Genomic DNA, 14,431 nt, shown 5'->3' with positions numbered 1-14,431 from the left:
GGCCGCCCGCGCCCGAGCAGCCTGCGGATCGCGCCTCGCCGGGCATGAAGAAGCCCGCCTCCCGGCTCGGGCCGGGGGCGGGCTGCTTCAGGGACCGTTACGCCTGGGCGTTCAGGATCTCGCGGGCGAGCTTCGCCGTCTCAGTCGGCGTCTTGCCGACCTTGACGCCGGCGGCCTCGAGGGCCTCCTTCTTCGCCTGCGCCGTACCGGACGAGCCGGACACGATGGCGCCGGCGTGGCCCATGGTCTTGCCCTCCGGCGCGGTGAAGCCGGCGACGTAGCCGACGACCGGCTTCGTCACGTTCGCCTTGATGAAGTCGGCCGCGCGCTCCTCCGCGTCGCCGCCGATCTCACCGATCATGACGATCAGCTCGGTCTCCGGGTCGGCCTCGAAGGCCGCCAGGGCGTCGATGTGGGTGGTGCCGATGACCGGGTCGCCACCGATGCCGACGCAGGACGAGAAGCCGATGTCGCGCAGCTCGTACATCATCTGGTAGGTCAGCGTGCCGGACTTCGACACGAGACCGATCTTGCCCGGCTTGGTGATGTCGCCGGGGATGATGCCCGCGTTGGACTGGCCCGGCGTGATCAGGCCGGGGCAGTTGGGGCCGATGATGCGGGTCTTGTTGCCCTTCGACTTCGCGTACGCCCAGAAGGCGGCGGAGTCGTGGACGGCGATGCCCTCGGTGATGACGACCGCGAGGGGGATCTCCGCGTCGATGGCCTCGACGACGGCGGCCTTGGCGAAGGCCGGCGGGACGAAGAGGACGGAGACGTCGGCGCCCGTCTTCTCCATCGCCTCGGCGACCGAGCCGAAGACCGGGACCTCGGTGCCGTCGAAGTCGACGGTCGTGCCGGCCTTGCGGGGGTTCACGCCACCGACGATGTTGGTGCCGTCACCGAGCATGAGCTTGGTGTGCTTCATGCCCGTGGCGCCGGTCATGCCCTGGACGATGACCTTGCTGTCCTTGGTGAGGAAGATAGCCATGGTGTGTCTGTGACCTCGTCCCTTTTACTTCGCAGCCGCGAGCTCGGCGGCCTTGTCGGCCGCGCCGTCCATGGTGTCCACGCGCTGCACCAGCGGGTGGTTGGCGTCCGACAGGATCTTGCGACCCAGCTCCGCGTTGTTGCCGTCGAGGCGCACGACCAGCGGCTTGGTGACTTCCTCGCCCTTGGACTTGAGGAGCTCCAGGGCCTGGACGATGCCGTTGGCGACCTCGTCGCAGGCGGTGATGCCGCCGAAGACGTTGACGAACACGGACTTGACGTCCGGGTCGCCGAGGATGATCTCCAGGCCGTTCGCCATGACCTCGGCGGAGGCGCCGCCGCCGATGTCCAGGAAGTTGGCCGGCTTGACGCCGCCGTGCGCCTCACCGGCGTACGCGACGACGTCCAGGGTGGACATGACCAGGCCCGCGCCGTTGCCGATGATGCCGACCTCGCCGTCGAGCTTGACGTAGTTGAGGCCCTTCGCCTTGGCGGCGGCCTCGAGCGGGTTGGCGGCGGCCTTGTCCTCCAGCGCCTCGTGCCCGGGCTGGCGGAAGTCGGCGTTGGCGTCCAGGGAGACCTTGCCGTCGAGGGCGAGGATGTCACCGGAGGCGACCTTGGCGAGCGGGTTGACCTCGACGAGGAGGGCGTCCTCGGCGACGAAGGTCTTCCACAGGGTCACGAGGACCTCGGCGACCTTCTCGGCGACCTCGGCCGGGAACTTCGCCTGGGCGACGATCTCGCGGGCCTTCTCGATCGTCACGCCCTCGTTGGCGTCGACCGGGACCTTCGCGAGGGCCTCGGGCTTGGTGGCCGCGACCTCCTCGATGTCCATGCCGCCCTCGACGGACGCCATGGCCAGGAAGGTGCGGTTCGCACGGTCGAGGAGGTACGAGACGTAGTACTCCTCGACGATCTCCGGCGCCGTCTCGGCGATCATGACCTTGTGGACCGTGTGGCCCTTGATGTCCATGCCGAGGATCTGCTGGGCCTTCTCGACCGCGTCCTGCGGGTCCGAGGCCAGCTTGACGCCACCGGCCTTGCCGCGGCCGCCGACCTTGACCTGCGCCTTGACGACCGACTTGCCGCCCAGCCGCTCCGTCGCCTCGCGCGCCGCCTCAGGCGTGTCGATGACTTCACCGGCCAGCACCGGTACACCGTGCTTGGCGAAGAGGTCCCTCGCCTGGTACTCGAACAGGTCCACGCGCGTCCGTCCCTTTTCTGGTGATCGCGGTTCGTTGTCATGCGTGGGCGTGCCGCGCGCCCGTCATGCGGGCGGAGGGCAACGTGACTGCTCTGTCACAAGGGAGGCGTACACGGTGTCCGTGGACGCGGCATGTCCGTCTCGCAGGTTATCCCCGGAGCGGGTGCCACCCTAAATCGCAGATCACACCCGAACGGTGATACCTGTCACAGACGGCGACCTCCCGGGGGCCGCCCCCACCGCCTGTGAGACCGCCCGTGCCTGCGGATTTCGTCGCAGACCAGGCGCAGTTCGCCCGGCGGGCGGTACGGCGCGCCGCCCCGGCGGGGCCCGCACGGGCGCCCGCCGCGGCCGGCCTCGCGCGACGGGGGTCACACGCGGCTGCCCGTTCCCCGGCGCGGGGTCCGGTGCTGCCGGGCGCGCCGGACGTGCCGGGGCCGCCCGGCTGGACCGGGGCCGGGACCGCCCGGCTGGACCGGGGCCGGGACCGCCCGGCTGGACCGGTGCCGGGACCCGTGGAGTCCGCCGGGCGTGCCCGTCAGACCAGGTCCGGCACCGGTATCGGGCGCTTCTCCAGGGCCGCCGCCATCACCTCGGGGAACAGGTCCGGGGTGCAGGCGAACGCCGGGGCGCCGAGCGCGGCCAGCGCGGCCGCGTGCTCCCGGTCGTAGGCGGGCGCGCCCTCGTCGGACAGCGCGAGCAGCGCCACGAACTGCACCCCGGCCGCCTTCATCGCCGCCACCCGCTTCAGCATCCCGTCGCGGATGCCGCCCTCGTACAGGTCGCTGATCAGCACCACCACCGTGTCGGCGGGCCGGGTGATCTGCGACTGGCAGTAGGCGAGCGCCCGGTTGATGTCCGTGCCGCCGCCGAGCTGGGTGCCGAACAGCACGTCGACCGGGTCGTCGAGCTGGTCGGTCAGGTCCACGACGGCGGTGTCGAAGACGACGAGCCGCGTCGCGATGGACCGCATCGACGCCAGCACCGCCCCGAACACCGACGCGTACACGACGGACGCCGCCATCGAACCGGACTGGTCGATGCAGAGCACGACCTCCTTCTTCACCGCCTGCGAGGCGCGCCCGTAGCCGATCAGCCGCTCGGGGACGACGGTGCCGTACTCGGGGAGGTAGTTCTTCAGGTTGGCGCGGATCGTGCGGTCCCAGTCGATGTCCCGGTGGCGGGGCCGGCTGACGCGGGCGCTGCGGTCCAGCGCGCCGGTGAGGGTGGCGCGGGTGCGGGTGGCGAGGCGCTTCTCCAGGTCCTCCACGACCTTGCGGACGACGGCCCGCGCGGTCTCCTTGGTGGTCTCGGGCATGGCCTTGTTGAGGGAGAGCAGCGTGCCGACCAGGTGGACGTCCGCCTCGACGGCCTCCAGCATCTCCGGCTCCATCAGCAGCGCGGACAGGCCGAGCCGGTCGATGGCGTCGCGCTGCATCACCTGCACGACGGAGCTGGGGAAGTACGTGCGGATGTCGCCGAGCCAGCGCGCCACGGACGGCGCCGAACCGCCGAGCCCCGCCGAGCGGTCGCGCCGCCCCCGCCGGTCGGCGTCGCCGCCGGCCGCCCCGTACAGCGCGCCGAGCGCGTCGTCCATGGCGGCGTCGGTGCCGGTGAGCGCGCAGCCCGTACCGTCCGCCGCTCCCCCGCCGAGCACCATGCGCCAGCGCCGCAGCCGCTCCTCGTCCCCGGTCACCGCCCCACCCCCACCAGTGTGTCGTCGTCGGTCTGCCGGTGGCCCAGCAGCAGTTCCAGCACGGGCAGCACCCCGTCGGCGCGGGCCTCGTCGAGGCCGGGGCCGAAGCCGGGCGCGCCCGCCTCGGTGAGCACGGCGCCGCCGCCCTGTGCGGGGCCGCGCCGGACGAGTTCGCCGAGCGTGCGCCGCACCCCCGGCTCGTACGCGGAGAAGGTGCGGCGCAGCAGCGGCAGCACGTCCGTGAACGCCTCGTCGGGCACGGCGGTGAGCCACGCGTCGACCAGGGCGAGGAGCCGCTCGTCGTGGACGAGGAGCATGCCGCCGGAGCCGTCCCCGCCGGGGCCGCCCGCCCCGACGAACCCCTCGATCCAGGCGGCGGCGTCGGCGGGCGGTGTGCCGGGTGACAGGGCGAGGCCCATCAGCCGGGCCGCCTCGTCCTCGGGCAGCCGCCCGTCGTCCAGGAGGAGGCGGGCGGCGCGGCCGCGCAGCACGCCGGGGATCGTGTCCCGGCGGGCGAGCCGCTCCAGGACGGCCGTCCAGCGGGCGGTGATCTCGTCGGTGCCGACGCCCGCCGCGCCGGTGGCCGTGGTGGCCGGGGCGGCGTCCGTGTCCGTTGTCGCGTGCCCGGCCGCCGTCGCGTGGTCGGCCGCCGTCGCGTGCCCGGCTGCCGTCGCGTGGTCGGCGGCAGCCGTCTGCCCGGTCGTGGTCGCGGTCCGGGGCGGGAGGAGCCGTATCGCCGTGTGCACGGTGTCGACGTGGCCGCGCATCTCGGCGGCGCCGTCCGCGTCGAGACCGGCGCAGGCGGCCGGGAGGCCGACGCAGATGCGCAGGGCCAGCCCGGCGGCGACCTCCGCGAGGGCGGCCGTGTCCGTGCCGCGCACGTCCCCGTAGCGCAGGGCGCGGGCGAGGGCGGGCAGGGCGCGGGCCAGGCGGCTCACGTCGGTGTCGAGCGCGGCCCGGTCGGCGAGGGCCTTCATGACGAGCGGCAGCGCGTCGGGCAGGTCGGCGAGGAGGCACCGCTCGGCGAGGGCGGTGATCTCGGTGAGGGCCGTGGCGGCGACGGCCTCCGACTCGGCCCTGGCGGTGGCCGCGGACAGGACCGTGGTGCCCCAGACGCCGGCCTCCGCGACCCGCACGTGCAGCTCGGGCTCCCACCGCAGCCGCCAGCTCTCCCGGAACGTGCCCGTGCCGCGGGCCCGCTCGGGCGTGCCCCACTCGACGCCGAGGAGGCGCAGCCGGTGCAGGAGGCGGCTGCGGGCGGCGTCGGTGTCCTTGCGCAGGTCCAGGTCGAGCTCCCGCTCGGCGGCCTCGGGCTTGAGGCGCAGGGTGCGCTGGAGGCGGTTCAGGTCGCGCTGGAGCGGTACGGCGGGCGCCCCGTCGGGGACCTCGCCCAGGACGTCGCCGACGACGAGCCGGTCCCGGATGAGGGCGAGCGGCACGTCGGAGCCGTCGCACATCACGGCCCGTACGGCGTCGGTCGTCTCCGTGAGGCCGGCCAGCGGGCGGCCGCGCATGGCGGCGAGCGTCCCGGCGAGCCGTACGGCCTCGATGACATGGGCGGACGACACGGGGTGGTCCTCGTCGCGGAGGAGCCCCGCGACCTTCGTCAGCCACCTCTCGACCGGCCGGTCCGGGGCGGCGAACAGGTGCCCGTACCACCCGGGCGACGCGATCCCGGCGCCGTATCCGGAGCGGTGGGCGAGCCTGCGGTGGGTCCAGGGCACCCAGGTCGTCTCCGTCCTGACCTTGGGCAGGCCCTTGAGGAGGGCCCGGTCGGCGGTGGCGGTGTGCTTCCCGGCGAGGGCCGGGACGTGCCAGGCGCCGCAGACGACGGCGACGGCGTCGCCGTGCTCCTTGCGGGCGGCGCGCAGCTGGAGCCGCATGTACGCCTCGCGGACGGGGTCGCGGGCGTGGCCGCCGTGCCCGTACGCCTCCCGGAGCGCCGCCATGGCCTCCGCGACGGCGGCGAACGGGGCGAGCGGGTCGCCCGTGCCGGCCGCGCGGTGCTCGACGACGTCCTCCCACCAGCGCTCGGGGTCGTCGTACCCGGCGGTCTCGGCCAGTACCGCCAGGGGGTCCAGGCGCAGGCCCCGGCTGTGGGCTGCGGCCGACGGCTCGCCGGAGTCGTCGCCGTCGGTGTCGTCCTCCTCCTCGTCGCTCCACGTGGGGTCGCCCATCATGGCGAAGGAGTGCGCGGCGGGCAGGTCGCAGAAGCGGACGGCGGCCCCGTGGTCGAGCGCCCAGCGGAGGGCGACCCACTCGGGCGAGAAGACGGCGAACGGCCAGAACGCGGCCCGGGCGGGGTCGTCCACGGCGTGCGCCAGCAGGGCGACCGGCGGGCTCATCCGCTCGTCGGCGGCGAGCGGCAGCAGCGCGTCCGCCTCGGGCGGGCCCTCGATCAGCACGGCCCGGGGGCGGGCCGCGTCGAGGGCGGCGCGCACGGCACGGGCGGAGCCGGGCCCGTGGTGGCGCACCCCGAGCAGCAGCGGACCGGTCACGCCGACACCTCCCGGCAGGCGCGGTAGAAGTCCTTCCAGCCGTCCCGCTCGCGGACGACGGTCTCCAGGTACTCCTGCCAGACGACCCGGTCGGCGCCCGGGTCGCGGACGACGGCGCCGAGGATGCCGGCGGCCACGTCGGCCGGGCGGAGCACGCCGTCACCGAAGTGGGCGGCGAGAGCGAGCCCGTTGGTGACGACGGAGATGGCCTCGGCGGTGGAGAGGGTCCCGGACGGGGTCTTGAGCTTGGTGCGGCCGTCGGTGGTGACGCCGTCGCGCAGCTCGCGGAAGACGGTGACCACGCGGCGGATCTCGTCGATGCCGTCGGGCGCGCCCGGCAGGTCGAGGGAGCGGCCGATCTGCTCGACGCGGCGGGAGACGATGTCGACCTCCGCCTCCGGCGTCTCGGGCAGGGGCAGCACGACCGTGTTGAAGCGGCGGCGCAGGGCGCTGGACAGGTCGTTGACGCCGCGGTCGCGGTCGTTGGCGGTGGCGATCAGGTTGAACCCGCGGACGGCCTGGACCTCCTGGCCCAGCTCCGGGATGGGCAGGGTCTTCTCGGACAGGATGGTGATGAGCGTGTCCTGCACGTCGGCGGGGATGCGGGTGAGCTCCTCGACGCGGGCGGTCATGCCCTCGGCCATGGCGCGCATGACGGGGCTCGGCACCAGCGCGTCGCGGCTGGGCCCGTGGGCGAGGAGGCGCGCGTAGTTCCACCCGTACCGGATGGCCTCCTCGGGGGTGCCGGCCGTGCCCTGGACGAGGAGGGTGGAGTCGCCGCTGACGGCCGCCGCGAGGTGCTCGGACACCCAGGTCTTGGCCGTGCCGGGGACGCCGAGGAGGAGCAGGGCGCGGTCGGTGGCGAGGGTGGTGACGGCGACCTCGACGATGCGGCGCGGGCCGACGTACTTCGGTGTGATCACCGTGCCGTCGGGGAGCGTGCCGCCGAGCAGATAGGTGGCCACGGCCCACGGCGAGAGCCGCCAGCGCTCGGGCCGCGGCCGGTCGTCGGCCGCGGCCAGCGCCTTCAGCTCGTGGGCGAAGGCGTCCTCGGCGTGTGGCCGCAGGGCCTGGGCGGCCGGCCCTGCGCCGGTGCCCGCACCGGCTTCGGCGCGGTCCTTCTCGGTGGTTGCGGGCGCGGTCATGGGGTCCCCCTCCAGATCGTTCGAATCGTTCGACCGGGTCTGGGAACAACCGTGCACCACGCCACTGACAATCGACCGTTTCCGCAGGCCGGACGGCCAACGGGCCCGGTCCGACGGCGCCGTGACGCGCCGTCGGCCCACGGGCGCCCGGTGGTTCACCGGGCGCCGCGCCGGGTCACTTCGTGGCGACCGGGGAGATCGCGACGCAGCTCAGGGTCGCGCTCGCGCCCTTGCCGGACGCCTCCTTCAGGACCTTGCCCTCGTGGGTGATCTTGCAGGTGGCCTGGGCCCCGGCCTGGAGGGCCACCGGCGTGACGAGCGGCGCCTCGACGCCCTTCAGCGTCACCGTCTTGCTCCACGGCAGGGTGGGCTTCTCGACGGTCTCCAGCTTCGGGTTCATCGCGTCGCCGCCGCCGCCGTTGTAGGTGATCGAGTCGACCTGGGCGCCGGTGACCTCGTACGTCACCTCGTACGTCTCGTTGACGGCGCTGTCGACCTGCTTGGCGGCCTCGTCGGCGGCCTGCGAGCACGCGCCCAGGCCGAAGGCGAGGCCCGCGGCGGTCAGGACGGCGACGACGGACCGGCTCGTGCGGTTCATGTGCTCCCCCGGTGATTCGAGTGATGGTGGGACAACCGTACGAGTGCCGGCCGACGCGTCCCAGGGCGGGGCCCTCCACCGCGGGCCCGGCCGATTGTCAGTGGCGGGTCCTACGGTCGGAGGCATGACTGAGCAGGGGGTGCGCTGGACGGCGGAACAGGTGCTGGCTCTGGCTCCTGACGCCGCCTCGCGCAAGGCGGGAAGCAGGCTGGGCACGGCCGGGCCGTGGTCCGCGACGGGCTGCAGCGGCACGGGCGCGGTGTGGGGACTGTGCAAGGGCAGCGGCAGCAAGCCGTATCAGACGGTCGTGGACATCGCGGGCCCGGCGTACCAGTGCAGTTGCCCGAGCCGGAAGTTCCCGTGCAAGCACGCGCTGGGGCTGCTGCTGCTCTGGGCGGCGGACGCGGCCGCCGTGCCGGCGGGGGCGGATGTCCCGGACTGGGCGGAGAAGTGGCTGGAGGGCCGGGGCGCCCGCGCCGATGCGGCGCGGAAGCGGAAGGACGCGGGCGGGCCGGCCGACGAGGAGGCCGCGCGGCGCCGGGCGGAGGCCAGGGCGGCGCGGGTCACGGCGGGCGCGGAGGAGCTGGAGCAGCGCCTCGCGGACCTGGTGCGGGGCGGGATGGCCGCCGCGGAGCACGCCGGCTACGGCCTGTGGGAGGAGACCGCGCGCCGCATGGTCGACGCGCAGGCGCCGGGCCTCGCGGGACGGGTGCGGGAGCTGGGGGCGATACCCGGCTCGGGGCCCGGCTGGCCGGTGCGGCTGCTGGAGGAGAGCGCGCTGACGCATCTGCTGGACCGGGCGTGGCTGGGCGTGGACCGGCTGCCCGGTCCGCTGGCCGCGACGGTGCGCGGCCGGGTCGGGCTGCCCGTGCCCGAGCGGGGCCCGGCGGTGCGGGACCGCTGGCTCGTCCTCGCCCAGTACGACACGTCCGACGGCAAGCTGACGACCCGCCGCGTCTGGCTGCACGGGCGGGAGTCGGGGCGTACGGCGCTGCTGCTGTCGTTCGGGGCCGCCGGACGGGCACCGGAACTGGCCTTGGCCGTGGGCGTGGTCATCGACGCCGAGCTCGTACGGCACCCGGGGGCGAGGCAGTTGCGGGCCGAGCTGGTCGAGCGGTTCGCCGCGCCCGTGCCGGGGGACGGGCCGCCGCCGGGCGGCAGCGTCGGCGAGGCCCTGGAGGCGTACGGGCTGGCGCTGCGCGACGACCCGTGGCTGGACTCCTGGCCGGTGACGCTGCGGGACGTGGTGCCCGTACCGGCGGCGGAGGGCTGGCAGCTGGCGGACGCGGACGGCGGCGCGGCGCTGCCGGTGACCGGCTCGGCGACGCCCAGGCCGGGGCTGTGGCGGCTGGCGGCGGTGTCGGGCGGGGCACCGGTGACGGTCTTCGGCGAGTGCGGGCACCGGGGCTTCAGTCCGCTGGCCGCCTGGTCCCCGGACGCGCCGGGCACGGTCCCGCTCACCTGACGGCTTGGAGGAGACGACATGACCACGATGACCTGGGCCTGGGAAGACCTCGTCACCTCGGCCCTCCTGGGCACGGACCGCCGCCCCCTGCCCGCCCGGACGCCCGAGGGCGGGGGCGCTGTGGACGCGCCGGCCGCGCTGCTGGACGCGGCGGCCGTGGAGACCGTGCGGCGGCGGGCCGGGCTCGTACCGGCCGCCGCGGCGCCCCTGCCGCGGCCCGCGCCGGACGACGGCCGGGCGCCGCTGCCCGACGCGGCGGCGCGGCGCCTCACGCAGCTGCTCGCCGACCGCCCGTCGGCGGGCTCCGGCGGCCGCCGGGGCTCGGCTCCGGACCTGACGGAGCTGCTGCCGCAGTGGCTGGCCGCCGCCAACGCGTACGGCTACCGGGCGCCCGCCGCGGCGCTTCCCGCCCTGCTCGACGCGGCGCGGGCCCGTACGGATCTGCGGCCGCAGGCCCTGGCGTTCGGCGGGCCGCGCGCCCTGTGGCTGGCGGCGTTCAACCCGGAGTGGAGGTTCGCCCTGCGCGGCGCGTCCGGCGGGACGGCGCTGCCGGCGCCCGACGACGCCGAAGGGGTGAGGCGGCTGTGGGAGGAGGGCCTGTTCGCGGAGCGGGTCGCGCTGCTGGAGGCCGTGCGGGCGCACGACCCGGCGGCGGCGCTCGGCCTGCTGGCGTCGACCTGGGCGTCGGAGCGGGCCGAGGACCGGCTGATGTTCCTGGACTCGCTGCGTACGGGACTGTCCGCCGCGGACGAGGAGTTCCTGGAGCGGGCCCTGTCGGACCGCAGCCGCAATGTGCGGTCCACGGCGGCGGAGCTGCTGTCGGCGCTGCCCGGCTCGGCGTTCGCCGCGCGGATGGCGGCGCGGGCGGCGTCGTGCGTGGGCCTGGACCACACCGGGCGGGGGGCGACGATCACGGTGGAGGCGCCGCACGAGTGCGACGCGGAGATGCAGCGCGACGGCGTCCTGCCGCAGCCGCCGTCCGGCCGCGGCAAGCGGTCCTGGTGGCTGGGCCAGCTGGTGGAGGCGGCGCCGCTCGGCCTGTGGCGTGAGCGGTTCGGCGGGCGGACGCCCGAGGAGGTCGTCGCCCTGCCGGTGGCCGACGACTGGCAGGGCGAACTGCACGCCGCGTGGTGCAGGGCGGCGGTGCGGCAGCGGGACGCGGCGTGGTCGCGGGCGCTGCTCGGCCCCGCGTCGGCGCCGCCCGCGGACGGCCCCGGCTCGTCGTCGGCGGCGGCGCTGCTGGCCACGCTGCCGGACGGGGAGCGGGCGGAGTGGGTCGCGGCGTTCATCGCGGCGCACGGGCTGTCGGAGGCGTTCCAGCTGCTCGGGGTGTGCACGGTGCCGTGGTCGGGCGCGTTGGGGCGGGCCGTGGTCGACGCCCTGGACATCGCGCGGGAGGCCGGCAGCTATCCGTGGAGCTTCAGCGGCGTGATGGGGCTGGCGGAGCGGTGTCTCGACCCGGCCGAGGCTGACCGTCTGGAGGTGCTGACGGCGGCGTACGAGGAGGGGGAGGACGCGGCGCCGGGGGCGGGCGGGTACTGGGCTGAGGCGTTCCAGCGCCTGGTCGCCACGCTGCGCCTGCGCGCCGCCATGCACGCGGAACTGGCCCCGCCGTCCACCTGACCGCCGCCTCGGGGCGGCCCCACGTGGAAGGGCGACCCTCGGGGGCGGGGGCGACGAGGGGCGGGCCTTGACCGGTGGGTGCGGGGGCAGGCCTCCGGGGGGGGGACCCGCGGGGGGGGGGGAAGCCCGCAGGGGGCAGGGGGGCCTCGGGGGTAGGGGGCCTCGGGGGCGCGGGGCACAAGACAGGGGGCGCCCACATCCGGGCGCCCCCTGTCGGGCTCAGTCCTCGCCTCGGCCCAGCCCCACTCGGGCTCAGGGCTCAGGGCTCAGGCGTCGCTCGTGGCTCAGGCGTCGCTCGGCTGGCGGACGTTGGCGTTCACCCAGTCCACGATGGACGCCGTCGTGGCGCCGGGCGTGAAGATCGCCGCCACGCCCTTCTCCTTGAGCGGCGGGATGTCGTCCTCCGGGATGATGCCGCCGCCGAAGACCTTGATGTCCTCCGCGTCGCGCTCCTTCAGCAGCTCCAGGACACGCGCGAACAGCGTGTTGTGCGCGCCGGACAGGATCGACAGACCGATCGCGTCGGCGTCCTCCTGGATCGCGGTGTCCACGATCTGCTCCGGCGTCTGGTGCAGGCCGGTGTAGATGACCTCCATACCGGCGTCACGCAGCGCCCGCGCGATCACCTTCGCGCCGCGATCGTGGCCGTCGAGACCCGGCTTGGCCACCACCACGCGGATCGGACCGGTCACACCCATCACTGCCTCCACATGCGTCCCCCGTACCTGTATGCCGGGGAGGTGAACGAACGTTATCGCCAGCATCCCGCAACCAGCCGTTTCACGGTCAAGACCGAGGGGGAAATCACACGTGGGACATGTTCTCCAGGTGTCACCCCCGCGCCGCACGGGCCGTCGGCCGGCCGGGGCGGACACGTTCCGAAGCCGCGACGAGGTCGCCGCACCCCCGCGCCGTCAGCCGCGCGGCACGGAGGTGCGGCGCATCCCCACCCTCGTTCGCGGCGCCGCCTGAGGGCATACGGGGAGGAGCCGCCGCTCCGTATGCCGCTCACCCCCGGCCCGGCAGCACCCCCCGGCAGCACACCCCCGCCGCACCCGCACCCGCACCGGCCCTCCGCCGGCCGCCCCACCCTCGACCGGCCCCCGCGTCCAAGTCCCCCGGGGTCAACGGGTCCGGCCACGGCCAAGACGCGCGGGCCCAACGGATCCGGCCCACGGCCCGGCCACGTCGCGCCGGTCAACGGGAAGGGGCCCGCGAGGCCGGGTTGCCCACCGCGTGTCCCCGGCGTGAAGTCGCCACCACAGGTCGAACGAATTTCGAACGTACGGCCAAGGCTCGGTGTGCGCTCCGCCGAAAGGCGACCGAATGCCCCGTTCCGCCGCCCGTAAACCCCGCCGAAGATTGTCGGTTGCGCATACCGCCGGGTACAGTCGCGCCCACTGCTTCCCCTCCGGGTCCCCCTCGCGGCCGGCCCGGAACTGGTCCTGCTGCCGAGGCGAGAGAGAAGTTGGTGAACGACCAGCACCCCCACGCCGGCTATGTCGGAGACGACGTGTACGCCACGGGCAGCTTCACGACCAGTGAGAACGGCTACGGCAACGGCGGCTACCAGGCCGCGTACGACACCGGGTCCTACGACACGGGCGCCTACCAGTCGGCCGACCCCCTCTACGCCTCCTACGACAGCGGGCTCGGCGGCCAGTACGACGCCGCGCAGTGGCCCGATACGTCGGCCACCGCCCCGTACACCGCGTACACCGACCAGACCGGCCAGTGGGACGCGTCCGCCTGGACCCAGCCGCAGGACGAGCAGCAGTACGCCGCGACGGCTCCCACGTACGAGACGACCGGCCAGTGGTACGGGCTCGACCCCGACGCCCAGGGCGGCGACGCCTACGGCACCGGGACGTACGACACGGCGGCCTTCGACGCGGGCTACGACACCGCCTCCTACGAGACCGGCGCCTACGACGCCACCGCGTGGAACTACGCGTCCGAGGACGGCGAGCAGGGCGGGACCGCGGCGTTCGTCCCCGAGCAGTACGACTACTCCGCCGCCGACGACGGCCCCCGGTCGGAGGCGGACACGCACGACGCCGGCCACCACGCCGCCCCGGCCGACGAGCCCGGCGACGGCGAGCCGAGTGCCGACGGCCAGGCGGACTTCGACGCGTTCACGGACGCCGAGGGCTACGACGACTTCCAGGACTTCGAGGCCTTCGCCCGCTACGACGGCTCCGACGCCGACGACCTCGCGGACGAGGACGGCCCGTCCACCGAGACGCTGGAGGCGCTGGACGAGACCGTCGCCGTCGGTGCCGCCGCTGCCGCCGCCCGTCCGGGGCGCCGCGCCGGCGGCCGGGGCAGGCGGCGCACCCCCGCCAGGCGCTCCGCGCTGCTGACCGTCGCCGTGCCGTCGGCGTGCGTCATGGGCGTCGCCGGGATCGCCGCCGCGTCCGTCAGCGGGCTCACCGGCACCGAGCAGAAGGACGACGGCACGGCGGTCACCGCCGCCGACGCGGCCTCCGTGAAACCGGCCGTCGCCAACAGCGCCCTCGACACGCAGCTCGCCGCGCTCGACGCCGAGGCCCTCGACTTCAGCGACCGCGCCAGCCGCACGCAGGAGCGCATCGACCTCAAGGCCCGCCAGGAGGCCGAGCGCAAGAAGCGCGAGGAGGAGGCGAAGCGCCGCGAGGCCATGCGCCCCAAGTTCGCGCTCCCCGTGGCGCTGCGCCAGCTGAGCGCCGGCTACGGACAGGCCGGCGTCAACTGGATGTCCCTGCACACGGGCATCGACTTCCCCGTCCAGTACGGCACGCCCGTGATGGCGGCGACGGACGGCACCGTGCGGACGCAGTGGAACAGCGCGTACGGCAACATGGTGATCGTCACCGCCAAGGACGGCACCGAGACCTGGTACTGCCATCTGAGCACGGCCAAGATCCGCTCCGGTTCCGTCAAGGCCGGCGAGGTCATCGCGTACTCGGGCAACTCCGGCAACTCCACCGGCCCGCACCTGCACTTCGAGGTCCGGCCGGGCGGCGGCGCCGCGATCGACCCCGAGGCCTGGCTCCGCAGCCACGGACTCGACCCGACGGGCTGACCCGCCTCACCGCGCCGGTCCCCTCACCGCGCGCCACCCCAGGCCCGCGCGGGCACCCCACGTCAGGTGGCCGGACACCCGCCCCCGTGCCGCGCGCGACGGGCATCCCGCGACGGCACCACGCGTCGGGCGAGGCGGCGGCCGGCCGGTG

At 75.1% G+C, this 14,431-nt stretch carries 10 protein-coding genes; 3 read left to right on the top strand and 7 right to left on the bottom strand.

From position 1 onward, the window contains the following. Window positions 1-97 precede the first annotated feature (97 nt). From sucD to ACSUPT_RS18485, 6 genes are all read right to left on the bottom strand, one after another. Window positions 98-988: a succinate--CoA ligase subunit alpha gene (gene sucD / locus ACSUPT_RS18510; RefSeq protein ID WP_023586943.1), complete on the bottom strand. Its 891-nt coding sequence runs from the start codon at window positions 986-988 to the stop codon at window positions 98-100. Between the two features lie 24 nt (window positions 989-1,012). Continuing rightward, a complete protein-coding gene (sucC, locus tag ACSUPT_RS18505; RefSeq protein ID WP_436944997.1) occupies window positions 1,013-2,191 on the bottom strand; it encodes an ADP-forming succinate--CoA ligase subunit beta in 1,179 nt (392 codons plus the stop codon). A gap of 538 nt (window positions 2,192-2,729) precedes the next feature. Then, a complete protein-coding gene (locus tag ACSUPT_RS18500) occupies window positions 2,730-3,851 on the bottom strand; it encodes a VWA domain-containing protein (protein ID WP_361655001.1) in 1,122 nt (373 codons plus the stop codon). Window positions 3,852-3,883: 32 nt separating this feature from the next. Next, window positions 3,884-6,385: a DUF5682 family protein gene (locus ACSUPT_RS18495; RefSeq protein WP_436944995.1), complete on the bottom strand. Its 2,502-nt coding sequence runs from the start codon at window positions 6,383-6,385 to the stop codon at window positions 3,884-3,886. After that, on the bottom strand, window positions 6,382-7,530 hold the full coding sequence (locus ACSUPT_RS18490; protein WP_436944994.1) for an ATP-binding protein: 1,149 nt from the start codon (window positions 7,528-7,530) through the stop codon (window positions 6,382-6,384). The genes ACSUPT_RS18495 and ACSUPT_RS18490 overlap by 4 nt, the downstream gene beginning before the upstream one ends. A 175-nt stretch (window positions 7,531-7,705) precedes the next feature. Next, complete coding sequence (locus ACSUPT_RS18485) at window positions 7,706-8,128, bottom strand: MmpS family transport accessory protein (protein WP_351963390.1); 423 nt, start codon at window positions 8,126-8,128, stop codon at window positions 7,706-7,708. Between the two features lie 124 nt (window positions 8,129-8,252). Between ACSUPT_RS18485 and ACSUPT_RS18480 the strand changes: the two genes are divergently transcribed. Beyond that, window positions 8,253-9,593, top strand: a complete 1,341-nt coding sequence (locus ACSUPT_RS18480; RefSeq protein WP_436944992.1) for an SWIM zinc finger family protein — start codon at window positions 8,253-8,255, stop codon at window positions 9,591-9,593. A 27-nt stretch (window positions 9,594-9,620) separates the two neighbouring features. Further along, entirely contained in the window at window positions 9,621-11,216 is a 1,596-nt protein-coding gene (locus tag ACSUPT_RS18475) for a DUF5691 domain-containing protein (RefSeq protein WP_436946234.1), read from the top strand. A gap of 284 nt (window positions 11,217-11,500) precedes the next feature. Here the strand turns inward: ACSUPT_RS18475 and ACSUPT_RS18470 are convergent, their stop codons facing one another. Continuing rightward, window positions 11,501-11,914 carry a cobalamin B12-binding domain-containing protein gene (locus ACSUPT_RS18470; protein ID WP_351963388.1) on the bottom strand — a complete coding sequence of 138 codons (414 nt, stop codon included), beginning with the start codon at window positions 11,912-11,914 and terminating at the stop codon, window positions 11,501-11,503. Between the two features lie 773 nt (window positions 11,915-12,687). On the opposite strand from ACSUPT_RS18470, the gene ACSUPT_RS18465 reads away from it, so the two are divergent. After that, window positions 12,688-14,280 carry a M23 family metallopeptidase gene (locus ACSUPT_RS18465; RefSeq protein ID WP_404144283.1) on the top strand — a complete coding sequence of 531 codons (1,593 nt, stop codon included), beginning with the start codon at window positions 12,688-12,690 and terminating at the stop codon, window positions 14,278-14,280. Window positions 14,281-14,431: the final 151 nt, after the last annotated feature.

It is taken from the genome of Streptomyces sp. SudanB25_2051, assembly GCF_964272635.1.
Lineage (GTDB): Bacteria > Actinomycetota > Actinomycetes > Streptomycetales > Streptomycetaceae > Streptomyces.
This window is presented reverse-complemented; position numbering and strand designations above follow the sequence as displayed.

What these genes read in the sequence shown, in the direction of transcription:
- sucD (WP_023586943.1), bottom strand. Translation starts at nt 988, where the DNA reads ATGGCTATCTTCCTCACCAAGGACAGCAAGGTCATCGTCCAGGGCATG.
- ACSUPT_RS18500 (WP_361655001.1), bottom strand. Translation starts at nt 3,851, where the DNA reads ATGGTGCTCGGCGGGGGAGCGGCGGACGGTACGGGCTGCGCGCTCACC.
- ACSUPT_RS18490 (WP_436944994.1), bottom strand. Translation starts at nt 7,530, where the DNA reads ATGACCGCGCCCGCAACCACCGAGAAGGACCGCGCCGAAGCCGGTGCG.
- ACSUPT_RS18485 (WP_351963390.1), bottom strand. Translation starts at nt 8,128, where the DNA reads ATGAACCGCACGAGCCGGTCCGTCGTCGCCGTCCTGACCGCCGCGGGC.
- ACSUPT_RS18480 (WP_436944992.1), top strand. Translation starts at nt 8,253, where the DNA reads ATGACTGAGCAGGGGGTGCGCTGGACGGCGGAACAGGTGCTGGCTCTG.
- ACSUPT_RS18475 (WP_436946234.1), top strand. Translation starts at nt 9,621, where the DNA reads ATGACCTGGGCCTGGGAAGACCTCGTCACCTCGGCCCTCCTGGGCACG.
- ACSUPT_RS18470 (WP_351963388.1), bottom strand. Translation starts at nt 11,914, where the DNA reads ATGGGTGTGACCGGTCCGATCCGCGTGGTGGTGGCCAAGCCGGGTCTC.